Source organism: Streptomyces flaveolus (assembly GCF_000716535.1).
Classification (GTDB): Bacteria; Actinomycetota; Actinomycetes; order Streptomycetales; family Streptomycetaceae; genus Streptomyces; species Streptomyces flaveolus_A.
Genome location: NZ_JNWV01000009.1, coordinates 26,633 through 52,435 on the forward strand (window position 1 = coordinate 26,633; position 25,803 = coordinate 52,435).

At 71.0% G+C, this 25,803-nt stretch carries 18 protein-coding genes and 2 pseudogenes; 11 read left to right on the forward strand and 9 right to left on the reverse strand.

From position 1 onward, the window contains the following. Positions 1–14: 14 nt before the first annotated feature. Both OO52_RS11000 and OO52_RS11005 read left to right on the forward strand, forming a co-directional pair. On the forward strand, positions 15–3,029 hold the full coding sequence (locus OO52_RS11000) for a glycoside hydrolase family 3 protein (RefSeq protein ID WP_030649247.1): 3,015 nt from the start codon (positions 15–17) through the stop codon (positions 3,027–3,029). 53 nt (positions 3,030–3,082) lie between these two features. Then, positions 3,083–4,450 (forward strand): membrane protein, encoded by a 1,368-nt coding sequence (locus OO52_RS11005; RefSeq protein WP_030649244.1) that lies wholly within the window; start codon positions 3,083–3,085, stop codon positions 4,448–4,450. A gap of 463 nt (positions 4,451–4,913) precedes the next feature. On the opposite strand, the gene OO52_RS11010 is transcribed toward OO52_RS11005, so the two are convergent. Then, complete coding sequence (locus OO52_RS11010) at positions 4,914–5,519, reverse strand: YceI family protein (protein WP_030649241.1); 606 nt, start codon at positions 5,517–5,519, stop codon at positions 4,914–4,916. A gap of 215 nt (positions 5,520–5,734) precedes the next feature. On the opposite strand from OO52_RS11010, the gene OO52_RS11015 reads away from it, so the two are divergent. The 4 genes from OO52_RS11015 (at position 5,735) to OO52_RS11030 (ending at position 10,559) form a co-directional block, all read left to right on the forward strand. Further along, a complete protein-coding gene (locus OO52_RS11015; RefSeq protein WP_030649238.1) occupies positions 5,735–6,241 on the forward strand; it encodes a hypothetical protein in 507 nt (168 codons plus the stop codon). Between the two features lie 37 nt (positions 6,242–6,278). After that, positions 6,279–8,582: a polysaccharide lyase 8 family protein gene (locus OO52_RS11020; RefSeq protein WP_030649235.1), complete on the forward strand. Its 2,304-nt coding sequence runs from the start codon at positions 6,279–6,281 to the stop codon at positions 8,580–8,582. Between the two features lie 154 nt (positions 8,583–8,736). Further along, entirely contained in the window at positions 8,737–10,332 is a 1,596-nt protein-coding gene (locus tag OO52_RS11025) for an acyl-CoA carboxylase subunit beta (protein ID WP_030649233.1), read from the forward strand. 35 nt (positions 10,333–10,367) lie between these two features. Next, positions 10,368–10,559: an acyl-CoA carboxylase subunit epsilon gene (locus tag OO52_RS11030; protein ID WP_030649231.1), complete on the forward strand. Its 192-nt coding sequence runs from the start codon at positions 10,368–10,370 to the stop codon at positions 10,557–10,559. A 190-nt stretch (positions 10,560–10,749) separates the two neighbouring features. Here the strand turns inward: OO52_RS11030 and OO52_RS11035 are convergent, their stop codons facing one another. The 8 genes and pseudogenes from OO52_RS11035 to OO52_RS11060 all read right to left on the reverse strand — a co-directional run bounded on the left by OO52_RS11035 (position 10,750) and on the right by OO52_RS11060 (position 20,935). Further along, the gene (locus tag OO52_RS11035) at positions 10,750–11,217 is read right to left on the reverse strand and encodes a GTP-binding protein (RefSeq protein ID WP_051854385.1); all 468 of its coding nucleotides are present in this window, start codon (positions 11,215–11,217) and stop codon (positions 10,750–10,752) included. A 20-nt stretch (positions 11,218–11,237) separates the two neighbouring features. Continuing rightward, positions 11,238–11,594 (reverse strand): annotated as a pseudogene (locus OO52_RS47070) (DUF742 domain-containing protein); the annotation flags it as partial. 94 nt (positions 11,595–11,688) lie between these two features. Then, positions 11,689–12,102: a roadblock/LC7 domain-containing protein gene (locus OO52_RS11040; RefSeq protein ID WP_004983065.1), complete on the reverse strand. Its 414-nt coding sequence runs from the start codon at positions 12,100–12,102 to the stop codon at positions 11,689–11,691. A 10-nt stretch (positions 12,103–12,112) separates the two neighbouring features. Next, on the reverse strand, positions 12,113–15,358 hold the full coding sequence (locus OO52_RS11045; RefSeq protein WP_209439609.1) for a sensor histidine kinase: 3,246 nt from the start codon (positions 15,356–15,358) through the stop codon (positions 12,113–12,115). Positions 15,359–15,756: 398 nt separating this feature from the next. After that, the gene (locus OO52_RS11050; protein WP_037670720.1) at positions 15,757–16,269 is read right to left on the reverse strand and encodes a GTP-binding protein; all 513 of its coding nucleotides are present in this window, start codon (positions 16,267–16,269) and stop codon (positions 15,757–15,759) included. After that, positions 16,244–16,528 (reverse strand): annotated as a pseudogene (locus OO52_RS47075) (DUF742 domain-containing protein); the annotation flags it as partial. The gene OO52_RS11050 and the pseudogene OO52_RS47075, both read right to left, overlap by 26 nt. 111 nt (positions 16,529–16,639) lie before the next feature. Then, a complete protein-coding gene (locus tag OO52_RS11055) occupies positions 16,640–17,053 on the reverse strand; it encodes a roadblock/LC7 domain-containing protein (protein WP_014675212.1) in 414 nt (137 codons plus the stop codon). 9 nt (positions 17,054–17,062) lie between these two features. Then, positions 17,063–20,935: a sensor histidine kinase gene (locus OO52_RS11060; protein ID WP_030649219.1), complete on the reverse strand. Its 3,873-nt coding sequence runs from the start codon at positions 20,933–20,935 to the stop codon at positions 17,063–17,065. Between the two features lie 567 nt (positions 20,936–21,502). On the opposite strand from OO52_RS11060, the gene OO52_RS11065 reads away from it, so the two are divergent. The 5 genes from OO52_RS11065 to OO52_RS11085 all read left to right on the forward strand — a co-directional run bounded on the left by OO52_RS11065 (position 21,503) and on the right by OO52_RS11085 (position 25,778). Continuing rightward, entirely contained in the window at positions 21,503–21,697 is a 195-nt protein-coding gene (locus OO52_RS11065; RefSeq protein WP_030649216.1) for a hypothetical protein, read from the forward strand. Positions 21,698–21,918: 221 nt separating this feature from the next. Then, a complete protein-coding gene (locus tag OO52_RS11070) occupies positions 21,919–22,704 on the forward strand; it encodes a fumarylacetoacetate hydrolase family protein (protein ID WP_030649213.1) in 786 nt (261 codons plus the stop codon). Next, positions 22,697–24,178, forward strand: a complete 1,482-nt coding sequence (gene gltX, locus OO52_RS11075; protein ID WP_030649211.1) for a glutamate--tRNA ligase — start codon at positions 22,697–22,699, stop codon at positions 24,176–24,178. The genes OO52_RS11070 and gltX overlap by 8 nt, the downstream gene beginning before the upstream one ends. A gap of 118 nt (positions 24,179–24,296) precedes the next feature. Continuing rightward, positions 24,297–24,968 (forward strand): DUF4241 domain-containing protein, encoded by a 672-nt coding sequence (locus OO52_RS11080; RefSeq protein ID WP_030649208.1) that lies wholly within the window; start codon positions 24,297–24,299, stop codon positions 24,966–24,968. 78 nt (positions 24,969–25,046) lie between these two features. Continuing rightward, positions 25,047–25,778: an HAD family hydrolase gene (locus OO52_RS11085; RefSeq protein WP_030649205.1), complete on the forward strand. Its 732-nt coding sequence runs from the start codon at positions 25,047–25,049 to the stop codon at positions 25,776–25,778. The last annotated feature ends 25 nt before the right edge of the window (positions 25,779–25,803 follow it).

Genomic DNA, 25,803 nt, shown 5'->3' on the forward strand with positions numbered 1-25,803 from the left:
CCGAGGGAAGGTCCATGCGAAGAACCGCCCTGCTCGCCTCCGCCGCACTCCTCGCCGGTCTGCTGCCCTGGGCGGCGACCGCGCGAGCCGCCGACGAGCCCGCCCCCGTACCCGTCGACCGTTTCGAGGGCGAGGTGCCCTTCGCCTCCCAGCCCGCCGAGGGCATCTTCACCTGGGGCGGTGACTCCGACGACCCGCCCACGCTCCGTCTCGCCGACCGCGCCGACGCACCCGAGGGCGGCAAGGTCCTCGCCGGCAGCTACGACATCAGCGGCTACGGCGGCTTCACCCACGACTTCGCCGCCACCGCGCCCGCCCACGACTGGTCCGCCCACCAGGGCATCCGGTTCTGGTGGGAGGGGCGGAACAACGGCAAGAAGATCCCCTTCGAGATCAAGGACGGCGGGGCGAACGGCGAGGCGTCCGAACTCTGGACCACCTCCTTCACCGACGACTTCACCGGCTGGAAGCAGATCCAGCTCCCCTTCACCGACTTCACCTACCGCACCGACTACCAGCCCGTCGGCGGCATCGACCACGTGCTCGGTCTGAAGGAGATGTGGGGGTACGCCCTCACCCTCCCGGCCGGCGCCAAGGGCGACTTCGCCATGGACGACGTCGAGCTGTACGGCAGGGCCGACCAGGCGCTGCACGCCTCCGTCACCACCGACGCGCCCGTCCACCCGGTCGAGGAGGGCGGGACGGCCGAGGTGAAGGTCACCGTGGCGACCACCGGCGAGCAGCCCCTCACCGACCCAGTGACCGTCACCTACGCCACCGGGGACGGCACCGCCACCGCCGGCCAGGACTACACCCCCGTCTCCGGCACCCTCACCTTCCCGGCCGGCACCGCCTCCGGCACCGCGCGGACCATCGCCGTGCCCACCCGCCGGGACCGGGCGGCCGAACCCGCCGAGACCGTCCCCCTGAAGCTCACGGTCACCGGCGCGAAGGCCCCCGCAGAGACCCCGCAGGTCGTGATCGACGCGCACGGACTGCCGTACCTGAACGCCAAGCTGCCGGTGAAGAAGCGGGTCGCCGACCTGCTGAGCCGGATGTCCCTGGCGGAGAAGGCCGGCCAGATGACGCAGGCCGAACGCGGCGCGATGACCCAGCCGAACGACATCGCCGCCTACGCCCTCGGCTCCCTGCTCTCCGGCGGCGGCTCGACGCCCACGCCCAACACGCCCGAGGCATGGGCGAAGATGATCGACGCGTTCCAGCTGCGGACCCAGGCGACGCGCTTCCAGATCCCGCTGATCTACGGCGTCGACGCGGTCCACGGCCACAACAACCTCTCCGGCGCCACGGTCATGCCCCACAACGTCGGCATCGGCGCCACCCGCGATCCCCGACTGGCGTACGAGACGGGCGCGGTGACGGCCGCCGAGGTCCGCGCGACCGGCGTCCCCTGGGACTTCGCGCCGTGCCTGTGCGTGAGCCGCGACGAACGCTGGGGCCGCTCCTACGAGTCCTTCGGCGAGGACCCGGCACTCGTTCAGTCCATGGAGACCGTGATCCAGGGCCTCCAGGGCCGTGCGAACGGCAGGGACCTGAAGCGTGACGACAAGGTGCTCGCCACGGCCAAGCACTTCGTCGGCGACGGCGGCACCGCGTACGGCTCCTCCACCACCGGGAAGTACACCATCGACCAGGGCGTCACCAAGGTCACCCGCGAGGAGCTGGAGGACATCCACCTGGCGCCGTTCCGCACGGCCGTCGAGCGGGGCGTCGGCACGGTCATGCCGTCGTACTCCTCCCTCGACATCGCAGGCGACGGCAAGGGCGCGGTGAAGATGCACGCCCGCGGCGACATGATCAACGGCGTCCTCAAGGGCCGCATGGGCTTCGACGGCTTCGTCATCAGCGACTGGAACGCCATCGACCAGCTGCCCGGCGACTACGCGTCCCACGTCCGCACCTCGGTCAACGCGGGCGTCGACATGATGATGGTGCCGTACACCTACAAGGAGTTCAGCACCGCGCTCGTCGACGAGGTGAAGGCGGGCCGGGTCGGTGAGAAGCGGATCGACGACGCCGTCTCCCGCATCCTGACCGAGAAGTTCGAGCTGGGCCTCTTCGAGCACCCGTACGCCGACACGAGCGGGGCCGCCGCCATCGGCTCCCCGGCGCACCGGGAGGTCGCCCGCCGGGCCGCCGCCGAGTCGCAGGTGCTGCTGAAGAACGCGGGCGGGCTGCTGCCGCTGAAGAAGAGCGAGAAGGTGTACGTCGCCGGGTCCAACGCCGACGACATCGGCAACCAGACCGGCGGCTGGACCCTCACCTGGCAGGGCGCCTCGGGGAACACCGTTCCCGGTACGACCATCCTCCAGGGCCTGCGGAAGGCGGGCGGGGACGTCACCTACTCCAAGGACGCCTCCGCCCCGACCGGCGGTTACGACGTCGGGGTGGTCGTGGTCGGCGAGACCCCGTACGCCGAGGGCGTCGGTGACGTCGGCAACGGTCACGACCTCAAGCTGTCCGCCGCCGACCAGGCCGCGGTCGACAAGGTGTGCGCGGCCATGAAGTGCGCGGTGCTGATCGTCTCCGGCCGCCCGCAGCTCGTCGGCGACCGGCTGGACGAGATCGACGCCCTGGTCGCCTCCTGGCTGCCCGGCACCGAGGGCGAGGGCGTCGCGGACGTCCTCTACGGAGCGCGCCCCTTCACCGGACAGCTCCCGGTCACCTGGCCCAAGTCGGAGGAGCAACTGCCGATCAACGTGGGCGACACGGCGTACGACCCGCAGTTCCCGTACGGCTGGGGCCTGACCACCCGCACCGACGTCCCGAAGGGCGGTACGGCCACCCTGCGCGACCTCGCCGTCCGGGCGGCGAAGGCCGAGCGGCACGGCGACGACCGCGCCGGGCGCGCGCTGGTGACCCAGGCCCGGCTGCTCGTCCAGCAGAAGGCGGACGGCCACCTCACGGCGGCCGTGGCGAAGCCTTTCGCCGACGCCGACCACCTGCTGCTGACCGGCAGGTACGGGAAGGCGGTGGAGAAGCTGGCGGAGGCGTACCGGGCGGCCTGATCCCGACGCCACATGAGTGACCGGTTTGGGGAGGCTTCGGGTAGTTTCAAGGTATGAAGGCCGTTCCGCGGACCCGAAGCCTCCCCGCCCTGCTGCTGGCCGTACTCGCCCTGGCGCTGACGACCCTGTTCGCGCCCGGGGCGAGCGCGGACACCAGCGTCTCCACGATCGCCCAGGCCCTGCGCAAGAGCCCGGTCTACGTCGACCCGGCGGCCAGGGACCAACTGTCCGCAGCGGACGCCGCCACACTCGCCGACCGGATCAAGGACGCGAACAAACCCCTGTTCATCGCGGTCCTCCCGGCCGGCTACCCCACCGCACACCTCTTCTCCGACCTCCGCTCCGCCACCGGCGTCACCGGTCTCTACGGCGTCCGCCTGGGCGACCGCTTCGACGCCCGCGCCGACTCCTCCGTCATGCCGACCACGGCCCGGCAGAACCTCGTCCGCAGCGTCCAGGGCGAGGACACCAAGACCCAGCTCGCCGACTTCACCGACCGCGCCCTGGCCAACATGGGCGGCCACGCCCCCCGGAGCTGGGGCGGCTCGGCCGGCGGCGGCGGTGCGTCGGCCACGGCACTGGTCACGACGGCCGTCGTCCTGGTGGCCGCGGGCGTGGGCGCGTACGCCCTGGTCCGCCGCGGCCGCCGGCGCCGGGAGGGGGAGCAGCGGGCCGCCCTGGACCGGCTGCGGGTGGTCGTGGACGAGGACATCACCGCGTTCGGCGAGGAACTCGACCGGCTGGACTTCCACCCCTCGGAAGCGGGCGCCGACGACGCGATGCGCGCCGACTACGAGCGCGCGCTGGACGCCTACGAGACCGCCAAGCAGCGCATGGCCGCGGCACGCAGACCGGAGGACGTCCGGTCGGTCACCGAGGCGCTGGAGGACGGCCGCTTCTCCCTCGCCCAGCTGTCCGCCCGCCGCGAGGGCCGCCCGCTCCCGGAGCGCCGCCCGCCCTGCTTCTTCGACCCCCGGCACGGTCCCTCGGTCTCCGACGCCACCTGGACCCCGCCCGGCGGCGCCGCCCGCCAGGTCCCGGTCTGCGCCGCCGACGCCACCCGTCTGGCCGACGGCCGCGACCCCGTGGTCCGCGAGGTCGACACCGACTACGGCCGCCGCCCCTACTGGGACGCGGGCCCCGCCTACGGCCCCTGGGCCGGCGGCTACTTCGGCGGCGGCCTCCTGCCCGGCCTCCTCGTCGGCACCCTGCTGGGAAGCGTGATGGCCACGCCCACGTACGCCGCCGACTACGGCACCGGGTACGGCGACTTCGGCGGGGGCGGCTACGAGGGCGGCGACGTCTCCGGCACCGACTTCGACCCCGGCGACTTCAGCGGCGGCTTCGGCGACGGGGGTGGCTTCGACGGCGGCGGTGGCTCCGACGGCGGCGGGGGAGGGGACTTCGGCGGAAGCTTCTGAGGCACGCGGCCTGATCGGGACGCGTGACCGCGGCGAGATCGAGGCCGACCGCGGTGAGCCTTGGGGTTTCGTGGCCGTTGGGCTGCCCGCTTCCCGGCCAGTGTCGTGCTTCCGCGGGCTCCAGCACGGGGGATTGAGTCGCCCCGCCGGCGGCCGGACGCGACCGTATGGGTTGGTGTCCCATGCGCCCCTGCGGTCACACGGAACCGGTGATTGGCGGATTTGGGCCACTCGCGCCATCCGCCCAGCCGCTTGACCTGCTCATTTGCGCGGGATCCTTGGTACGAATCCGCCAATCACCGTGCGAGGGACCCAGTGCTCCCGATCCAAGGGCCCGTTGCGGCCCGGTCACCGTCTCTCCGGGCCGTCCGCTCGCTCCAGGCCGGCACCGGCCGGGAAGCGAGCGGACCTACGGTCACCTGACGACGGACACCGTGCCGACCCCCGGTCGGCTGCCGGGCGCTCACGCGCTCTTGATCGCCGAGATGTCGAAGACGAGCTTGATCTTGTCGGAGACCAGGACGCCGCCCGTCTCCAGCGCCGCGTTCCAGGTCAGGCCCCACTCCGAGCGCAGGATCTCGGCCTTGCCCTCGAAGCCGACGCGCTCGTTGCCGAACGGGTCCTTCGCGACGCCGTTGAACTCCAGGTCGATGGTGAGCGGCTTGGTGACGCCGAGGAGGGAGAGGTCGCCGGTGATGCGGTAGTCGTCGCCGCCCAGGGACTCCGCCTTGGTGGAGCGGAACGTCATGACCGGGAACTCGTCGATCTTGAAGAAGTCGGAGGACTTCAGGTGGCCGTCGCGGTCGGGGTTGCCGGTCTCGATGCTGGCCATCTGGACGTCGAGCGTGGCGGTGGACCTGGTGGGGTCGGCGCCGTCGAGGTGGAGGGTGCCGGTGAAGTCCTTGAAGCCACCCTTGACGTTGGTGACCATGGCGTGCCGGGCGACGAAGCCGATCGTGCTGTGGGCCGGGTCGATCGTGTAGTCGCCGGTCAGCGCGGTCAGGTCGGGGCCGGCGGTGGCCTGCGCGACGGGGGCGGGGGTGGTGTCCTTGCGGCTGAAGATTCCCATGACGTCCTCCTAGTTGAAAGTTAAACGAACCCTGTGACTCAGACAGTAGACCCATTCGGTTCGGTTTTCAACATCATCCGCAACGTGTTTGCATGATTCCGTGGAGTAACCGCTTCTGCCCTCTGGCGCACCGGCCGATCGCTCGGGCACCATCTGCCTGCACCACCTGCACAGCCGACCCACAGGACGCACGGCCCACCGCAGGAAAGGTCCCCATGAAGCCGCTCAAGCCCCGCGCGCTGCTGACCGCGCTCGCCCTCGTCGTCGCCCCCGGCGTCGCCGTCCTCGGCACCGCCACCGACGCCTTCGCCGTCACCAAGATCAGCCACGCGACCGCCACCCAGATGTTCCGCGACGTCGGCATCACCTGGTCGTCCTCGGGCAACTGCTCCGACCGCTACAACTCCACCTGCACGTCCTTCGAGCAGCTCAACCTCGCCACCGCCCAGGGCGCCCAGACCCTCAAGCGGGCCAGCGGCTGCGCGCTCAACATCACCGGCGGCACCGAGACCGGCCACGCCTCCGGCACCTACTCCCACTGGAACGGCTACAAGCTCGACTACTCCAAGAGCACCTGCGTGACGTCGTACATCAAGAACAACTTCAGCTACATCGGCCTGCGCGGCGACGGCGCCCCGCAGTACCAGTCCGGTTCCGGCAACATCTATGCCGACGAGGGCAACCACTGGGACGTCCTCTACTACAACTGTGGCGGCTGCTGAGCCGGCAGTCGAGGGGGAGAGGGCGGTGACCGGGCCCATGCGCATGACCCGACGCGCGCTGCTGCTGGCCGCCGCCCTCGCCGCCGCGCCGGCGCCGGGCGCCCGGGCGGCCGAGGACCCGTACGACGTGCTGCGCCGCCGCTGGCTCGGCATCGCCCTCGGCGCGGGATACGACCCGGCCGCCGAGCCGTACGCCTCCCGGCTCGCCCTGCTCGGGCAGCAGGCGCGGGAGTTCCGGGAGGGCATGGAGCCCGGCCCCGCCTTCCTCTGGCCCGGGCATCCCTTCGACCCGCCCTCCGGCATCACCTTCAGCTACGGCCGCCTGTGGACCATGACCCAGGCGTACGTCCAGGCCGGCACCGGTTCCACCGGCGACCCCGGCCTGCTCGCCGACGTGCTGCGCGGGCTCGACCACCTCTCCGCCACCGTCTACAACCCCGCCACCACCCGCTACGGCAACTGGTGGGAGTGGCAGATCGGCAGCCCCCGGCTGCTGACGGACATCACGGCCGCCCTGTACGAGCGGCTCGGCCCCGCCCGGGTCGCGGCGGGCTGCGCGGCCGTCGACCACTTCGTCCCGGACGCCATGCTCACCGACTACTCCGGCACCTCCACCGGCGCCAACCGCGTCGACCTGTGCCGCTCGGTCGCCCTGCGCGGCATCCTCGGCCGGAGTCCGGAGAAAATCTCCCTGGCCCGTGACGCCCTCTCGCCCGTCTTCCCGTACGTGACGCAGGGCGACGGCCTCTACGCCGACGGCTCCTTCGTCCAGCACACCTGGGTCGCCTACTCCGGCACGTACGGCCAGGTCATGCTCGACGGACTCGGGCGGCTGTTCACGCTCCTCGCGGGGTCCGACTGGGAGGTCACCGACCCCGCCCGGCGACACGTCCTGGACAGCGTCGAGCACGCCTACGCGCCCCTGATCCACGACGGGCTGGTGATGGACTGCGTCAACGGCCGTGCCATCAGCCGGGGTTACCTGCGCGGCGACGACCAGCACGTGCTGCGCGGCGACCACTACCACGGGCAGGCCCTGATCGCCGCCATCGCCCTCCTCGCGGGCGGCACGAGCGCGGCCGAGCGGGAGCGGTGGTACGGCCGGATCAAGGGCTGGATCGAACGGGACACCGTCGTACCGATGCTGACGTCACGTCAGTTCGCAGTCGCCGATCTCGCGCGGCTGCACGCCGTCGCCGCCTCGCCCGGACCCGCCGCCCCGGAACCCCTCGGCCACCGCCTCTTCCCGGCGATGGACCGCGCCGTCCACCGCACGCCCCGCTTCACCGCCGCCCTCGCCATGGCCAGTGACCGCATCGCCCACTACGAGTGCGGCAACGGCGAGAACCCGCGCGGCTGGCACACCGGGTCCGGCATGCTCTCCTGGTGGCCCCGGGGCCGGAGCGACCAGTACACCGACTGGTACTGGCCCACCGTCGACTGGTACCGGCTGCCCGGCACCACCGTCTCCACCCGGCGGCTCCCCGACCGGGCCGGCGGCGAGTGGGGCGCCCCCAAGCCGGACGTCCGCTGGGTCGGCGGGACCACCGACGGCACGTACGCGGCGGTCGGCCAGCACCTCAAGGGCCTCGGCTCCACCCTCCAGGCCCACAAGTCCTGGTTCTTCCTCGACGACGCCGTGGTCTGCCTCGGCGCCGGGATCTCCTGCGCCGACGGCGTCCCGGTGGAGACGGTCGTGGACAGCCGCAACCTGGGCGCGAACGGCACCCAGAGCTTCGTGCGCGGGCGGAACTGGGCCCACCTGGAAGAGCACGGCGGCTGGATCCTGCCGTACGGCGGCGAGCTGCACACCCTCCGCGAGGACCGCGCCGGCGCCTGGTCCGACATCAACACCACCAGCACGGACGAGCGGCGCACCCGGCACTGGCAGACCCTCTGGCTCGACCACGGCACCGACCCCGAGGCCGCCCGCTACGCCTACGTCCTGCTGCCCGGCGCGTCCCGCGCGCAGACCGCCGCCCGGGCCGCCGACCGGCATTGGCTCTCCGTCCTCGCCAACGACGCCGACCGCCAGGCCGTCGCCGTCCCCCGGCTGGGCCTGACGGCGTGGAACTTCTGGCGGGCCGGTACGGTGGGGGACCTGACCGTCTCGGCCGGCGCGAGCGTGCTCGTCGTACGCCGGGGACGGACGGCCACCCTCTGCGTGAGCGAGCCGCCCCGCACCGGTGTCCCGCTGGAGCTGGTCTGGAACCGTCCGGTGCGCGCGGTGACCCGGGCCGACGACAGCGTCGAGGTCCTTTCGGCTGACCGCCGTCTGAGGGTCCGTGTCACTCCGGGGATGGCATGTGCCACCCACGAATGTGAGCTGACTCTCGGCTGACGGCTTTGTGGTCTCCCTACAACGGGACGCCCTCCTGAGCAGTCGGAATGCCTGCATGCCGCCATGGTTCTGTTCACTGGTACCAGGAAAACAGGCCGGAGACTGTACGGAGTCGACGGCTCGCTTTTCTTCGGGTCCTTCGTAAGGTCGCTACATGACCGTTTTGGAAGAGACGACGGGTGAGCCGACCGGCGAGCCGACGGACGCACGCGGACGGGTCGCCGAACTGCACGAGATTCGTGCCCGGGCCCTGGCGGGCCCCAGCGAGAAGGCGACCGAGGCGCAGCACGCCAAGGGCAAGCTGACGGCACGGGAGCGGATCGAGCTCCTCCTCGACCCCGGGTCCTTCCAGGAGGTCGAGCAGCTTCGCCGGCACCGGGCGACCGGCTTCGGCCTGGAGGCGAAGAAGCCGTACACCGACGGTGTCATCACCGGCTGGGGCACGGTGGAGGGCCGCACGGTCTTCGTCTACGCCCACGACTTCCGGATCTTCGGCGGCGCCCTCGGCGAGGCCCACGCCACCAAGATCCACAAGATCATGGACATGGCCATCGCGGCCGGCGCTCCGCTGGTCTCCCTGAACGACGGCGCCGGCGCCCGCATCCAGGAGGGCGTCTCCGCCCTCGCCGGCTACGGCGGCATCTTCCAGCGCAACACCAGGGCGAGCGGTGTCATCCCGCAGATCTCCGTGATGCTCGGCCCGTGCGCGGGCGGCGCCGCGTACTCCCCGGCGCTGACGGACTTCGTCTTCATGGTCCGCGACACCTCCCAGATGTTCATCACGGGCCCCGACGTGGTCAAGGCCGTCACGGGCGAGGAGATCACCCAGAACGGCCTGGGCGGCGCGGACGTCCACGCCGAGACGAGCGGCGTCTGCCACTTCGCGTACGACGATGAGGAGACGTGCATCGCCGAGGTGCGCTACCTCCTGTCGCTCCTCCCGCAGAACAACCGGGAGAACCCGCCCCGGGTCGACTCCGCCGACCCGGCGGACCGCCGCGGCGACGTGCTGCTGGACCTGGTCCCGGCCGACGGCAACCGGCCCTACGACATGGCGAAGGTCATCGAGGAGATCGTCGACGACGGCGAGTACCTGGAGGTCCACGAGCGCTGGGCGCGCAACATCATCTGCGCCCTCGCCCGCCTGGACGGCCAGGTGGTCGGCATCATCGCGAACCAGCCGCAGGTGCTGGCGGGCGTGCTGGACATCGAGGCGAGTGAAAAAGCTGCGCGCTTTGTCCAGATGTGTGACGCTTTCAATATCCCGATCGTCACCTTCCTGGACGTCCCCGGGTTCCTCCCCGGTGTCGACCAGGAGCACGGCGGGATCATCCGCCACGGCGCGAAGCTGCTGTACGCCTACTGCAACGCGACCGTGCCGAGGATCTCGCTCATCCTGCGCAAGGCGTACGGAGGTGCCTACATCGTCATGGACTCCCAGTCGATCGGCGCCGACCTCACCTACGCCTGGCCGACCAACGAGATCGCCGTGATGGGCGCGGAGGGCGCGGCCAACGTCATCTTCCGCCGGCAGATCGCCGAGGCCGAGGACCCCGAGGCCATGCGGGCGCGGATGGTCAAGGAGTACAAGTCCGAGCTGATGCACCCCTACTACGCGGCCGAGCGGGGCCTGGTCGACGACGTCATCGACCCCGCCGAGACGCGCGAGGTGCTGATCAAGTCCCTGGCGATGCTGCACACCAAGCACGCCGACCTGCCTTCTCGCAAGCACGGCAACCCGCCGCAGTAACCCGGCGGAAACCTCTCTCACGGAGACTGACACCCATGAGCACTCCTGACATCCGCGTCGAGAAGGGCCATGCCGAGCCCGAGGAAGTCGCCGCCATCACGGCGATCCTCCTGGCCCGCGCCGCCGCCCGCCCCGAGCCTTCGGCGACCCACCGAGTCCGCGCCAAGGCAGGCTGGCGCCGCCTGGAGCGCGAGCCGGGATTCCGCGCGCCGCACAGCTGGCACTGACGTCCTGCGCGACCACAGCCCCGCCGCCCCTTGAGGGAGGCGGGGCTGTGGCGTGTTCCTGCCCCGACACGCCCCCAGTGCCTCGGCACCACCGAACACCGCTCCGGCGAAAGCCCACCCATCACCCGATCGGCCCAAGGTACGGCAAAGGGGCCCTCTCCGGGTGGAAAGGGCCCCTCGTGGAGAAGCGCTAGCGCAGGCGGGCCATCAGGGCGTGTTCCACCAGTGTGATCAGTGCCGACTTGGCGTCCGCGCGGTGGCGGGCGTCCGTCGTGATGATCGGGGTGTCCGGGCCGATCTGCAGCGCCTCGCGGACCTCGTCGGGCGAGTACGGCTGCTGGCCGTCGAAGCCGTTGAGGGCGATGACGAAGGGCAGGCCCGAGTTCTCGAAGTAGTCGACCGCGGGGAAGCAGTCGGCGAGACGCCGGGTGTCGACGAGGACGATCGCGCCGATGGCGCCGCGGACCAGGTCGTCCCACATGAACCAGAAGCGGTCCTGGCCGGGGGTGCCGAACAGGTACAGGATCAGGTCCTGGTCCAGGGTGATACGGCCGAAGTCCATGGCGACGGTGGTCGTCGTCTTGTCTCCGGTGTGGGTGAGGTCGTCGATGCCGGCCGAAGCGGACGTCATGACGGCCTCTGTGCGCAGCGGGTTGATCTCCGAGACGGCGCCGACGGATGCTCGGGCAGTTGACCCTGCATCTGGTGCGGAGCGGCGGTGGTGTGCACCAGCGCCTCGATGGCGAGCTGGTACCGCGGGCGGGTCCGGCCGCCGGTCATGGCGTACGGACGCACCAAGGGGTTGTTCGACGCCGAGGCCGGTGCCGGCTCGGGGCGGCGCTGCGGCTGGACCGGCTGGATGCGCGGTGCCGGGGGCTGGTCGTACGGCGACGGGCCGGGGCCCTGCGGGGCGTACGGCTGCCGGTGGCTGGGAGCGGAGGGGAAGTTGTACGGGTTCGCCGAGCCGTCGTTCTGGCCCTGGGCAGGGCCGTACGACCAGTTGCCCGAAGACGAACCGCCTGGGGGTGTTGCCACTTTCTCCTCCTCCGACTGCGCCGGGCACCCATCCCTGGGGAACCGCGTCCCGAAACCTTACGGCCCCGGGACGCGAATACGCACCGTCCGATTATTAGTTGAGAAGGCTTCCCTGGAGTTCCGCGCGGAGATCCGGGGTGAGGACCGTGCCCGCGCGGTCCACCAGAAGGGCCATCTCGTACCCGATGAGGCCGATGTCCGCCTCCGGGTGGGCCAGGACCGCGAGCGAGGAACCGTCGGAGATGGACATGATGAAGAGGAATCCCCGCTCCATCTCCACAACCGTCTGATTCACGCTGCCTCCCTCGAAGATCCGGGAGGCGCCTGCCGTCAGAGACGTCAGACCGGAGGCGACGGCCGCGAGCTGGTCGGCGCGGTCGCGGGGAAAGCCTTCGGACATCGCCAGAAGGAGTCCGTCGGCGGAGACCACCACCGTGTGGGACACCCCCGGGGTGTTGTCCACGAAGTTGGTGATCAACCAGTTCAGGTTCTGTGCCGCCTGGCTCATCGGGCTCACACTAACGCTCCTGGTTGTAGGTGCTGTCAGGACCGAAGCCCTGGCCGTTCGTTTCACTGCCTGCGCTGCGTCCGCGCTGGACGCCCCGGCGCAGGTTGCTCAGCCTGCCCCGGACGTCCTCCGGGGCGCGGGAGACCTGTGGGCCTCCCTGGGGGGTGGTTTCGGCGGAACCCTCGACCAGATTGGCCTTGGGCACCCGCCGCGGCAGACCCGAGGCGGTGACCCCGCCTGCCTTGGGCTTCCGGAGCTGTGCGGCCTGCTGCCACCGCTCGTCGTTCGCCGAACGCCAGTCGCTCTGGCCGCCCGTCCCCGGAGCGTTCCCCGGTGCGGGAGCCGGCGCTTCCTGCTGCACGCGGGCCGTGCCGTTCGCGGAGCCGGCGGAGTCGCTCGCGGGGGACCCGCGGCGGGGCAGCCCGGCGTCGGTCAGCGCGTGTGCGGCGGGAGATGCCGTTCCCGGACGGTCGAAGCCTACGCGGTTCCGCTCACTCGCGTCAGCGGCCTGCGAGGATTCCGCTTCCGGAGCGTACTGGGCCGGATAGCCGTTCTGGTAGCCGTCCTGCTGGGGCCAGTCGTCCTGGTAGGACGGCGTCTGGGCAGGCTCCGCATACGCGGACGCGGACTCCTGGTAGCCGCCGTTCGCGGAGAAGCCGTCGTGCCGCGGCACTTCGCCGTTCGGCGCGTAGTACTGCTCGTCGTAGCGCTGCTCGTACTGCTGCTCGTACGACGCGTGCTGCGGCTGCTCCTCGTACGACTGCCGCTGCTCCTCGTACGCCGGCGCCTCGTAGGACTGCTGCGGCTGCTCGTCGTAGGACCGCTGCTGCTCCTGGTACGCCTGCTGCTGCCCGGTGAACGGGTCCGTGTACCCGGCGGGGGCCTCGGCGGCCCCCTGCCGCGGCTCGGCGGGCTGCTGGCCCTGGCCCTCCAGGGCGGCGCGGCGCTCCTCGCGCATCAGCGAGCGGCCCACGGGGTCCAGGTCGCGGATGTCGTCGGGGACCGCCGGGTACTGGCTGTCGTCGAAGCCGAGTTCGGCCGCGGTGCGCATGGGCTGCTGCTGGCCGAAGCTCTCACCCTGGAACTGCTGCTCCGGGATGATCTGCGAGACGGTGAACTCGTCGCGGTCCAGCGGGGCCTCGCCGCCACCGCCGTGCGTGATCGCGTCCGGCAGCATGACCAGGGACGTCGTGCCGGCCTGCTCGCCCGAGGGGCGGAGCTGGACCCGGATGCCGTGCCGGTCGGACAGCCGGCCGACCACGAACAGGCCCATGCGCTGCGAGATCGCGGCGTCCACGGTCGGCGGGTTCGCCAGCTTGTGGTTGATGTCCGCGAAGTCCTCGGCGGTCAGACCGATGCCCTTGTCGTGGATCTCGATCATCACGCGGCCGTCGGGGAGACGGGTCGCGGTGACGCGGACCTTGGTCTGCGGGGAGGAGAACGTGGTGGCGTTCTCCAGCAGCTCGGCCAGCAGGTGCACGAGGTCGGTGACCGCGCGGCCGTGGATCTCGGCCTCCGGCACACCCGACAGCTCGATGCGCTCGTACTGCTCCACCTCGGAGGAGGCGGCGCGCAGCACGTCGACGAGCGGCACGGGCTGGTCCCAGCGGCGGCCGGGCTCCTCGCCGGCGAGGACCAGGAGGTTCTCGCCGTTGCGGCGCATACGGGTGGCCAGGTGGTCCAGCTTGAAGAGGTTCTCCAGCTGGTCGGGGTCGGCCTCGTTGTTCTCCAGGTCGGTGATCAGGGTGAGCTGGCCCTCGATCAGCGACTGGTTGCGGCGCGAGAGGTTGGTGAAGATCGCGTTGATGTTGCCCCGCAGCAGGGCCTGCTCGGAGGCGAGCCGGACCGCCTCGCGGTGGACCTGGTCGAAGGCGCGGGCGACCTCGCCGATCTCGTCCTTGGTGGTGATCGGGATCGGCGCGACCCGGGTGTCGACCCGGCCGGGGTCGGTGCGGGAAAGCTGGTCGACGAGCATCGGCAGCCGCTGCTCGGCGATGCCGAAGGCGGCGTTGCGCAGCCGGCGCATCGAGCGGCTCATCTGGCGGGCCACCAGACCGGCCAGGATGAACGCGGCCAGCAGGGCGACGACGACCACGGCACCGGTGATGAACGCCGAGGTCTTGGCGTCGTCGGCGATGGCCGAGGCCTCGTTCACCGCCTTGTCGGCCATGTCCGACTCGATCTGGCGGTAGGCCTTGTACTTCAGCGTGTTGACCGCCCACCAGTTGTCGGCGGTGATGCCGCCCGCGGCGAGCTGGTCACGGGTGAGCGTGCTGGTGTCCTTCATGGTGGCGATCAAGGCCACCATCTTGGTCGGGTCGGAGGGCGGGGCGACGTAGTTCGGGTTGCTCGCCTTGGCCTTCTGGACCATGCCGGCGGCGTCCGTCTTGATCTTCTGTTCCGCGTCGCTCAGCTTCTGCGCGTCGGCCTCGGTGCCACCGCCGAGGTACTCCTCACGGGCGATGCGCTCCAGGTAGGCGTACGAGGACAGGGAGACCCGCTGGGTCGCGAGGTTCGGCGCGTCCGGACCGGGCTTGACCAGCAGGTGGGTGCCGATCGACCGCTCCAGCGACAGCGCCGCCTTGGTCAGCGAGATGGCGTAGACGGTACGGCCGTAGGAGGTGATGTTTCCGGTGCCCAGACCGAGTTCGTTGGCGAACTCCATCAGGGGGTGACTGACCTCGACGTAGCCCTCTTCGGTCTGTACGCCGGTCGCCTTGGAGGTGTACGCGATCTGCCGCAGCTGCGCCAGCTTGGGCTCCGCCTCGCGGAACAGCTTCAGCCGGCGCTGCAGGCCCGAGGTGGCGGGCATGCTCTTCGTCGCCTCGTCGAAGACGTCGGCGGCCTGGTCCGTGGCCTTGCGGGCGTTGTCGACGACCGCCTTGCTGTCGGTGTCCTTCTTGTTCAGCAGCAGTGGTGCCGCGGTGACGTCGCGCTCGCTCTCCAGCGCGTCGGCGTAGGTGAGGGCGGCGCGCACGAGACGGGCGGTGTTCTCGGCGTCGCGGGCCTGCTGCCAGGTGTCGATCGAGCTCTTCACCTGGAAGCCGCCCATGACGAGACCGACGGCCACGGGTATGAGCAGGATCGCGTTCAGCCGGGTCGGCACCCGCCAGTTCCGCGGGGAGAGACGGCCGCCGCTGGGCGCGGGAGTGGCCTCCGGTTCCGCACCGGGAACGGGGGTGGGCGCCGCAGCGCGCGGCGGCGGGGTGAAGTTGCCCCGCGCCGACGGCTCGGGACCGTTCTTGCTTCGCCTCACTCGACCAACAACCTCTCGGCGGTCGGCACCTACGTCGTGCCGCAGTCTCTCAGAGCCCGGTTCGCCATCGACCACCAGTACGTACTCGGTACGCACTCAGTACGTCTTCGACCATTGGGCAGTTCAGGCATTCCAGCACGTGGACCAGTGCACTTCCAAACAGTGGAAACCCGGTGATGGAGCGGTTGTAAGCGCGAGATAAAACGGTCATAAAGAGCGAGCCCCGCCAAAAGGCGGGGCGTTTGTGCGCACAGCGGCACCACACGACCGCGTCGCGTGGTGATACCGGGTGATTCCTCTGCCGAACTGTTATGAACACCGGAGCCGACCGTGTCAAAGGCCACAGTCGGCTCCGAACCCCTTACGACAACTGCCGTACGGCCCGTCGTACTTGAGTGCTACTTGAGCCGTGCCATCAGGGCGTGTTCCACGAGCGTGATCAGTGCCGACTTGGCGTCCGCGCGGTGGCGGGCGTCCGTCGTGATGATCGGGGCGTCCGGACCGATCTGCAGGGCTTCCCGCACCTCGTCCGGGGTGTAGGGCTGCTGCCCGTCGAAGCCGTTGAGGGCGATGACGAAGGGCAGGCCCGAGTTCTCGAAGTAGTCGACCGCGGGGAAGCAGTCGGCCAGGCGCCGGGTGTCGACGAGGACGACGGCACCGATGGCGCCGCGGACCAGGTCGTCCCACATGAACCAGAAGCGGTCCTGGCCGGGGGTGCCGAACAGGTACAGGATCAGGTCCTGGTCCAGGGTGATGCGGCCGAAGTCCATGGCCACCGTGGTGGTGGTCTTGTCTCCGGTGTGGGTGAGGTCGTCGATGCCGGCCGAAGCGGACGTCATGACGGCCTCTGTGCGCAGCGGGTTGATCTCCGAGACGGCGCCGACGGTCGGCCACCAGGATCCGGGCCACACCGAGCGGCATGGCCAGCAGCGCGGAGACCTCCGCGACCGACTTGACCTCGCGGCACAGGTGGCAGATGCGCTGGTGCTCCGGGAGCAGCCCCATGAGCGCTGCCGGGTCGGCCGTGGTGCTGATCAGCGCCTCGATGGCGAGCTGGTAGCGAGGCCTGGTCCGGCCGCCGGTCATGGCGTAGGGCCTCACCAGCGGCTGGTCGCCCTCGTCCCCGTACGGCTCCGCGTACGGATCATGATGGGCGGTGGGCGGGGTCATGAATCCTCCGGGCGGGACAGCAAGTCGGTCAGTCAAGCCGTCTGACGGGGCCGGTGGGGGGATTGTGGCGGCCGGACGGTGTTTTCGTGAGGTGGGTGGTGCCGGGGGCGGTCAGTGAAGCAGACTTCCCTGGAGTTCGGCGCGCAGGTCCGGGGTGAGCACCGCCCCTGCGCGGTCGACGAGCAGTGCCATCTCGTAGCCGACGAGACCGATGTCCGCCTCGGGATGGGCCAGGACCGCGAGGGACGACCCGTCCGAGATGGACATCAGGAAGAGGAACCCGCGTTCCATCTCGACGACCGTCTGTGCCACGGTGCCGCCCTCGAAGATCCGGGACGCCCCGGCCGTCAGCGAGGTCAGACCGGAGGCGACGGCCGCCAGCTGGTCGGCGCGGTCCCGCGGGAAACCTTCGGACATCGCCAGCAGAAGGCCGTCGGCGGAGACCACCACGGTGTGGGACACCCCAGGGGTGTTGTCCACGAAGTTGGTGATCAACCAGTTCAGGTTCTGTGCCGCCTGGCTCATCGGACTCAACTAACGCTCCTGCTGGTGAGTGGGGCTCGGGAAGCTGCCGGTCTGGCCGCTGCCGGCCTGACGGCCCTGAGCGATGCCCCGACGGAGATTGGTCAGCCGTCCGCGCACGTCATCAGGCGCGCGCGAGACCTGCGGACCGCTTTGGTGCTGTTGCTGCTGTGCCGTGCCCGGTACGAGGTTCGCCCGGGGTACACGGCGCGGCAGGCCGGAGGTGGTGACCCCGCCGGCCGCGGGCTGCCGGACGCGCTCGGCCTGCCGGACGAGTTCGTCGTTCGGTGAGGTGCGCCAGGAGCCGTTGCCGTTGCCGTTGCCGTTGCCGTTGGTGTTGGCGGGCGCGGGGCGCTGCGGAGCGGGAGCCTGGGGCTGCTGCTGCGCGGGCGCGTTCTCCTGCTGCTGACCGTGGAACCAGTTGGTCTCCAGGGTGTCGTACAGCGGGGTACGGCCGTCACCCGGGTTGCTGGCCGGCGGCAGGGCCCAACCGTCACCCGGCGCCTGCGCGGCGCCCCGGTTGTCGGGCTCCTGGCGGACCGGACGCTGCTGCGGGGCCGGCTGACGGGGGGCGCCGAAGTCGGCACGGGCCGGCTGCGGGCGCTCGAACTGACCGGGCTGACCGGGCTGACCGGGGTTCTGGCGACCGGGCAGAGCGTGCTGCCCCGTGGAGCCGCTGTGATAGCCGCCGTCGTACGCCTGCGGGGCCGGGTACTGACCGGTGTGCTGAGCGCCGTTGTCCCGCTGCCCGGGCGCCGGCGTGCCGAAGACGTCGGAGCGGACGAACGAGCCGGTGCCCTGCTGGTCGCCGCCGTCGAAGCGGTCCTGCCGGCGGCCGTCGTCGGGGAGTCCGAACTGGCCCGTGTCCTGGGGGCTGTCCGGGCGCGCGTACTGGCCGGTCTGCTGGAAGTCGTCGGGGCGCGCGAACTGACCCGTGTTCTGGGGGTTGTCCTGGCGGGCGTACTGGCCGCTCTGCTGTGCGTGGTCCGGGCGGGCGTACTGGCCCGTGTGCGAACCGCCGTTCAGCTCGGCGCGCGGGAACCCGCCTGTCGCGGACGGTCCCTGGGCGTCGATCCGCGGCATCTCCGCGGTCGAGCCCGGGCCCTGCCGGTCGTCCACGCGCGGCATGTGCGCGGTCTGCGCCGGGTCCTGCTCGTCATGGCCGCGCGGGGTGTCCAGCGAGGCACGCGACAGCGGTGCCTGGGCGCCGTTCCAGTCCTGGGTGCGGGACTGCGGGTCCGCGCCGGGCAGTTCGGCCCGCGGGCCGCCGCGCGGCGGGAGCTGGGGCTGGCGGCCCTGGTCGGGGATGCCGCCGGACCGCTTGGCGCCACGGCCGCCGAAGAGGTCCTGCTGCTGTCCGCCCGGGTTCGCGGCCTGCAGGCCCTGCGGGGCGCCCGGTGCCTGACCGCCGAAGCCGCCCGCACCGGCACCGGCCGGCGCCGGCCGGCCGCCCTGGGGACCGCGGGCGCCCGGCGCACCGGGACGGCCGCCCTGGCCCGCGCCGGGCAGCGCGGCCCGGGGACCCTGGGCGGAGCCGACCTGGCCACGCGGGCCCGGACCGGCACCGAGCAGACCGCCACCGCCCTGGGCACCGCCGTTGCCGGCGGTCTGCCGCCGGGCCGCGGCCGCACCGGCGGCGGCCTGCGCGGCGGCGGGACCGCCGGTCGACACGGGGGCGCCGGGCTTGCCCGGAGCGGGCTTCTTGCCGCCCTGGGCGACGTCCACGGGCAGCATGACCAGCGCGGTCGTACCACCGGAGTCGGACGGGCGCAGCTGGATGCGGATGCCGTGCCGCTGGGACAGCCGGCCGACCACGAACAGACCCATGCGGCGGGAGACGGAGACGTCCACGGTGGGCGGCGAGGCGAGCCGCTCGTTGATCGCCGCGAGGTCCTCGGGGGAGAGGCCGATACCGGTGTCGTGGATCTCGATCAGGACGCGGCCGTCGGGCAGCGCGTGACCGGTGACCTTGACCTTGGTCTGCGGCGAGGAGAACGAGGTCGCGTTCTCCAGCAGCTCGGCCAGCAGGTGCACGAGGTCGTTGACGACCCGGCCGGCCACCTCGGTGGTGGGTACGGCGGCCAGCTCGATGCGCTCGTACTGCTCCACCTCGGACGCGGCGGCGCGGAGCACGTCGACCAGCGGGACCGGGCGGGTCCAGCGACGGCCGGGCTCCTCACCCGCGAGGACGAGGAGGTTCTCACCGTTACGGCGCATACGCGTCGCGAGGTGGTCGAGCTTGAAGAGCGAGGAGAGCTGGTCCGGGTCGGCCTCGCGGGACTCCAGCTCGGAGATGAGGGAGAGCTGGCGCTGGATCAGACCCTGGGAGCGGCGCGAGAGGTTGGTGAACATCGCGTTGACGTTGCCCCGCAGCAGGGCCTGCTCGGCGGCGAGGCGGACCGCCTCGCGGTGCACGTCGTCGAAGGCCGCGGCCACCTGGCCGATCTCGTCCCGGGAGTGCACACCGACCGACTCCACGGAGGTGTCGACGTCCTGCGGGTCCGCCTCCGAGAGCTGCTTGACCAGCTCGGGCAGGCGGTCCTGGGCGACCTTGGTCGCGGTCTCCTGGAGCCGGCGCAGCGAGCGGATCATGGACCGGGCGACGACGAACGCGCCGACCAGCGAGACACCGAGCACGAGCAGGATCAGCGCACCGGAGATGATCGCGTCACGCTGGGTCGCGCTCTTCAGCTCGCGCGCCTTCTGCTCCATCTCCTCCAGGAGCGTGCGCTCGATCTTCTTCATCTGCTCGATCTTGGTCGAGCTGTCGTCCACCCAGTCCTTGTAGGACCGCGCCGGCAACTGCTGGAGGCCGTCCGGGGACTCGAAGGAGCGCTTGGCGTAGGTGTCGGCGGACTCGATCGTCGGGTTGCCCTCGTCGATCGGCTTGAGCAGTTCCTCGGCGTTCTGGCTGGCGTAGATCTTCCGGAAGATCGCCAGCTCGGAACCCTCGCTCTCGTACGCCGACTGGCCGTAGAGGCGGTCGTTCTCGGAGAGGTCGCCCTTGGTGCTGGTCGTCGCGGGCAGCGCGGCGGCGATCATCGCGCGCTGCACGGACGCGTACTCCTTGGCGGTGGAGAAGGCCGCCAGGGCGCGGGTGCGCGAGATCATCTCCGGATTGCTGGACGCCTCGGCCATGTCCTGGGAGAGGCCGATCAGCTGGGTGATGAGCCGGTGGTACGACTCGACGGTCTGGGTCGCGTTGTCCTTGGACGCGTAGGCCGACTTGCGGATCCTGGCGAGGTCGTCGAGCTGGTTGGCGAGACCGACCAGCGCGTCGCGGACGCCCTGCAGGTTGCCGTCCTTGCTGGCCGTGTCGATCTGCTCGGAGGCGTCGAGGAAGTTCTCGCGGGCCCGGTCGGTCTTCTGCTGGTAGGCCTTGATCTGGTAGTCGTTCGCCTTCAGACCGCCGTGCGCCAGGGGACCGGCGGACTGGTCGCGCTCCTCCTGGAGCGCGTGGGCCAGCTCGGTGGCCTGCTTGGTCATCTCCGTCAGCAGCTTCATGTTGTCGAGCTGCTGGATGTCCTCGACGGACTGGTCGATGCGCAGCGCGCCCAGCGAGGTGGCCGCGACCACCGGCAGCGCGAGCAGCGACACCAGGCGGGTGGAGATGCGCCAGTTGCGCAGGGCGAGCCGCGAACCGGTGCCGGTCGGGCCCTGCGCGGGCTTCACCGGGGGCGCGGGGTCGCCCGACGGCGTCGCGGTCGCGGAGGCCGACGAGGCCGAGGCGCCCGGACGCCCGCCGCGCTCACCGCCGTCCGCGGCCTGGCCCGGGCCCGGGTTCTGGGCGTGCTGGGGCGAGGAGCTGACGGCCTTGGGGCCAGTCCCGCCGTGCGGCTCCGGCTCCGCCGAAGCGCTGCCATCCCTCTTGAAACGTCCCTGCACTAGCGTCGCAACCTCTGGACCAGGCACCCCTCCGCGCGAACGGAGGGACACGGTGTCGGCGTTGTGGAGAGCGCCCTGAAAACGCCCCCCGGTGGTCTTGAGTGACCGGCGCTGGTTCCCCCCTGTCTCGCCGCCGCTCGGCGCTGTGCGCGCCCCCTGCGCCGGTTCGATCCCGCGGCGGTCCGTGGAATTCCAGCACAGTGGAGGATCTCCAACAAGGGCAGTGGGCCGAGCTGTGACCTCCGTGACGGGCAGTGAGTGCCGGGTTACCAGCCGTGGAACCTGATCCCGGGCATAACGGACGTAATCCTGCGAGTCGCCGGTCCGCGCCCTGTGTCCCAGTCGCCATGATCAGGAGCGGAATGGTGGCTTCAGTGGGTCAATGTCCGTTTCGCTGGGGCGGGTTGTCAGCCGGAATTGACCGGTTTGCCCGCGCCTTCGTGAGCAAACTCACACGCGACTCGTAGGGAGTTGGCGCCTTCGTCGGGGAATCGGATGTTTAGCCTGACGCTTTACAAGACGGACGACTCTGCCAACCACTCGACCAGAGGGCACAGGACGACAACGGTGAAGACGACGATGATGTTCCGCAAGATAGCCAACCCGCGACGCACGACCCTGGCGCACCTCAAGGACGCCGGCGAACTGCAGACGCCCGAGCTGCCGGAGCACCCCGTCGACCTCCCCGCCCAGACCGCCAACCCCCGGCGCACCGTCCTGGTGGACGTCCCGGCCGGCGTGGGCGCCCCGGCAGGCGAGTGACCCAAGGCTCCGCGAGGCGCGGCCGGGAGGACCACGACGGTCCCTTCCGGCCGCGCTCGCTTTGTGGGGCCTCCCGGCGGACGCCTCACCGCCGTGGCTGAGCGCACCCCGGTGACCCGCCTCTGACCTGCGCCGATGCCCCCGGAAGCGAACAACTTCGCATAGCTCCGATAACCTGAGGCGTCAGTACGCCGGTTCTCAGTGAGGGGCGCAAGGATCCCGTGCGCATCGCCAGGTTCTCCATCGACGGGAACGTAGCCTTCGGCGCGGTCGAGGGCGACAAGCAGGACGAACTCGTCCTCGACATCATCAAGGGCATCCCGTTCGCGGACTTCGAGCTGTCCGGGACGAAGGTGCCGCTGAGCAAGGTCAGGCTGCTCCCGCCGGTGCTCCCCAACAAGGTCGTGGCGTTCGGCCGCAACTACGCCGAGCACGCCCGCGAACTGGGCAACGAGGTGCCCGAGGCGCCGTTCGCCTTCTTCAAGCCGTCCACCTCCGTGATCGGCCCCGGCGACGACATCCAGTACCCCTCCTTCTCCCAGGAACTGCACCACGAGGCCGAGCTGGCCGTCGTCATCGGCCGCCTGTGCCGCGAGGTGCCGCGCGAACGCGTCAAGGACGTGATCTTCGGCTACACCTGCGCCAACGACGTCACCGCCCGCGACGTGCAGAAGCGCGAGAAGCAGTGGGCCCGGGCCAAGGGCTTCGACACCTCGTGCCCGCTCGGCCCCTGGGTGGAGACCGACCTCTCGGTGGACGCCGCGAACGACCTCACCATCCAGCTCACGGTCAACGGCGAACAACGCCAGCTCGGCCGCACGAGCGAGATGATCCACCCCATCGAGGACCTGATCGTCAACATCTCCGAGGCCATGACGCTGCTCCCCGGCGACGTGATCCTCACCGGCACCCCCGCGGGGGTCGGCCCCCTCGGCGTCGGCGACGAGGTCGCCGTCACCATCGAAGGCATCGGCACTCTCACCAACAAGGTTGTCAAGCGTGGCTAGCGCACCCGGCTCCGTACGCGTCCGTTTCTGCCCCTCGCCCACCGGTAACCCCCACGTGGGCCTGGTCCGCACCGCCCTGTTCAACTGGGCGTTCGCCCGGCACCACCAGGGCACCCTGGTCTTCCGCATCGAGGACACCGACGCGGCCCGCGACTCGGAGGAGTCGTACAACCAGCTGCTCGACGCGATGCGCTGGCTCGGCTTCGACTGGGACGAGGGCCCCGAGGTCGGCGGCCCGCACGCGCCGTACCGCCAGTCGCAGCGCATGGACATCTACGCCGACGTCGCCCAGAAGCTCCTCGACGGCGGCCACGCCTACCACTGCTACTGCTCCCAGGAGGAGCTGGACAGCCGCCGCGAGGCCGCCCGCGCCGCCGGCAAGCCCTCCGGCTACGACGGCCACTGCCGCGACCTGACCGCCGAGCAGGTCGAGGAGTTCCAGGCGCAGGGCCGCACCCCGATCGTCCGCTTCCGCATGCCGGACGAGACCATCACCTTCACCGACCTGGTCCGCGGCGAGCTGACCTTCACGCCGGAGAACGTGCCCGACTACGGCATCGTCCGCGCGAACGGCGCCCCGCTGTACACGCTGGTGAACCCGGTGGACGACGCCCTGATGGAGATCACCCACGTCCTGCGCGGCGAGGACCTGCTCTCCTCCACCCCGCGCCAGATCGCGCTGTACAAGGCGCTGATCGAGCTGGGCATCGCGCAGCAGATCCCGCAGTTCGGCCATCTGCCGTACGTCATGGGCGAGGGCAACAAGAAGCTCTCCAAGCGCGACCCGCAGTCGTCGCTCAACCTCTACCGCGAGCGGGGCTTCCTGCCCGAGGGCCTGCTCAACTACCTGTCCCTGCTGGGCTGGTCGCTCTCCGCGGACCAGGACATCTTCACGATCGAGGAGATGGTCCAGGCCTTCGACATCGCCGACGTGAACCCCAACCCGGCGCGCTTCGACCTGAAGAAGTGCGAGGCGATCAACGCCGACCACATCCGCATGCTGGAGGTGAAGGAGTTCACCGAGCGGTGCCGCCCCTGGCTGAAGGCCCCGTTCGCGCCCTGGGCGCCGGAGGACTTCGACGAGGCCAAGTGGCAGGCCATCGCCCCGCACGCGCAGACCCGCCTGAAGGTCCTGTCCGAGATCACCGACAACGTCGACTTCCTGTTCCTGGCGGAGCCGGTCTCCGACGAGGCCTCGTGGACCAAGGCGATGAAGGAGGGCTCCGACGCCCTGCTGCGCACCGCCCGGGAGAAGCTCGAGGCGGCGGACTGGACCTCGGCCGAGTCGCTCAAGGAGGCCGTCCTGGCCGCCGGCGAGGCGCACGGCCTCAAGCTCGGCAAGGCCCAGGCCCCGGTCCGCGTGGCCGTCACCGGCCGCACCGTCGGCCTGCCGCTCTTCGAGTCCCTGGAGATCCTGGGCAAGGAGAAGACGCTGGCCCGCATCGACGCGGCGCTGGCCAGGCTGACGGCGTAGGCGAGCGGGTTCCCGAGGGGCGGTGGCCGTACCGGCCGCCGCCCCTCCGGCATGCCTGTCAGTGGGTCGCACTAGTGTTTCGGCTCACACAGCGAGCGAGATCGAGAAGGGCGCCGTCATGCCGATGAGTCCGCGGGTCTACACCTGGCTGTTCACCCTGGGCAGCACGTTCAGCTACGAGTCCGGGACCACGGGCGTGATCCATGTGGCCGACGGCGGCGAACTGGACCTCCCCACCGGCCGGGTCGTCGCCAGCGACCCGTTCGTCTACCTCGGCAGCGGCGACATCGAGCCCTTCACGGCCACCGTCGAGCCCGGCCGCTACCGCGTCGAAGCGGCGGTCGCGACCCTCACCCGGCCCGGCGAGCCCCCCTCCGAGCGCCCCCACCTGCGCGTGGCCGCCGCCCGGCTCGTCATCCGCGACGAGCCCGCCGTCACCTGGGAGCTGGCGCTGCTCCCCGGCCAGGACCTCGCCGAACTGAAGGACGACGAGTTCTTCGGGTACGGCGTCGACGCCGGCACGGGCTGCTTCTACGACGCCTCGGCCGAGGAGGCGTTCCCGGAGACCCAGGAGGAGGAAGGGCCGCTGTGGGAGGCGTTCGAGAGCAACGACTGGTCGCCGGGGCCGTACCTGGTCACGTCCACGGACGGCGGCCACACCCTGGCCGCGTTCACCTCGGGCTGGGGCGACGGCAGCTACCCCACCTGGACGGGCCGCTCGGCGTCGGGTGAGGTCACCTGCTTCCTGACGGACTTCTTCGTGGCCCCGGACCCCTCTGACCAGGCCTGACGAACGCCCGACGAGCGCCCGCCGGGCAATGATCCCAATCCCCGGCGCCCCCGGCCGGTCCGGCGTACCGTCGGTCGTATGACGATCCGAGCCGTGGTCTGGGACGTGGACGACACCCTCTTCGACTACACGACCGCCGACCGGGAGGGCATGCGTGCCCATCTCGCGGTGGAGGGGCTGCTCGCCGGCCACGGCAGTGCCGAGGCCGCGCTGACCCGGTGGCGGGAGATCACCGAGCAGCACTGGGCGCGCTACTCGGCCGGCGAGACCACCTTCCAGGGCCAGCGGCGCGACCGGGTCCGCGTCTTCCTGGACAGGGACCTGACCGACGCGGAGGCCGACGACTGGTTCGGGCGGTACATCGGGCACTACGAGGCCGCCTGGAGCGTCTTCCCGGACGTCCTGCCCGCCCTGGAGGCCCTCGCGGCCAGCCACCGGCACGCGGTGCTGTCCAACTCCAGCATCGTGGTCCAGGAGCACAAGCTGCGCACCCTCGGCCTGCTCCACCGCTTCGAGTCCGTGCTGTGCGCCGCCGAGCTGGGCGTCTCCAAGCCGGAGCCGGGCGCCTTCCTGGCGTCCTGCGAGGCGCTGGGACTGCCTGCGCACGAGGTGGCGTACGTCGGCGACCATCCCGAGATCGACGGGCGGGGTGCCGCCGAGGCCGGGTTGCTGTCCGTGTGGATCGACCGCGGGGCGGCCTGCGCGCGGGCCGTCGGGGAGGTCGTGGCGCACCGGATCTCGACCCTCGCCGAACTCCCGGCGCTCGTCCGCGCGGATACCCGTTTTGGAGCCCCGTCCACCTTCAGGTAATGTTCTTCCTGCGCCGAGGGGAGCG

Excerpts from the sequence above, each read along its gene's own strand:
- OO52_RS11025 (WP_030649233.1), top strand. The coding sequence starts at position 8,737 with ATGACCGTTTTGGAAGAGACGACGGGTGAGCCGACCGGCGAGCCGACG.
- OO52_RS11085 (WP_030649205.1), top strand. The coding sequence starts at position 25,047 with ATGACGATCCGAGCCGTGGTCTGGGACGTGGACGACACCCTCTTCGAC.
- OO52_RS11030 (WP_030649231.1), top strand. The coding sequence starts at position 10,368 with ATGAGCACTCCTGACATCCGCGTCGAGAAGGGCCATGCCGAGCCCGAG.
- OO52_RS11015 (WP_030649238.1), top strand. The coding sequence starts at position 5,735 with ATGAAGCCGCTCAAGCCCCGCGCGCTGCTGACCGCGCTCGCCCTCGTC.
- OO52_RS11055 (WP_014675212.1), bottom strand. The coding sequence starts at position 17,053 with ATGAGCCAGGCGGCACAGAACCTGAACTGGTTGATCACCAACTTCGTG.
- OO52_RS11005 (WP_030649244.1), top strand. The coding sequence starts at position 3,083 with ATGAAGGCCGTTCCGCGGACCCGAAGCCTCCCCGCCCTGCTGCTGGCC.
- OO52_RS11000 (WP_030649247.1), top strand. The coding sequence starts at position 15 with ATGCGAAGAACCGCCCTGCTCGCCTCCGCCGCACTCCTCGCCGGTCTG.
- OO52_RS11020 (WP_030649235.1), top strand. The coding sequence starts at position 6,279 with ATGCGCATGACCCGACGCGCGCTGCTGCTGGCCGCCGCCCTCGCCGCC.
- OO52_RS11040 (WP_004983065.1), bottom strand. The coding sequence starts at position 12,102 with ATGAGCCAGGCGGCACAGAACCTGAACTGGTTGATCACCAACTTCGTG.
- OO52_RS11010 (WP_030649241.1), bottom strand. The coding sequence starts at position 5,519 with ATGGGAATCTTCAGCCGCAAGGACACCACCCCCGCCCCCGTCGCGCAG.
- OO52_RS11080 (WP_030649208.1), top strand. The coding sequence starts at position 24,297 with ATGCCGATGAGTCCGCGGGTCTACACCTGGCTGTTCACCCTGGGCAGC.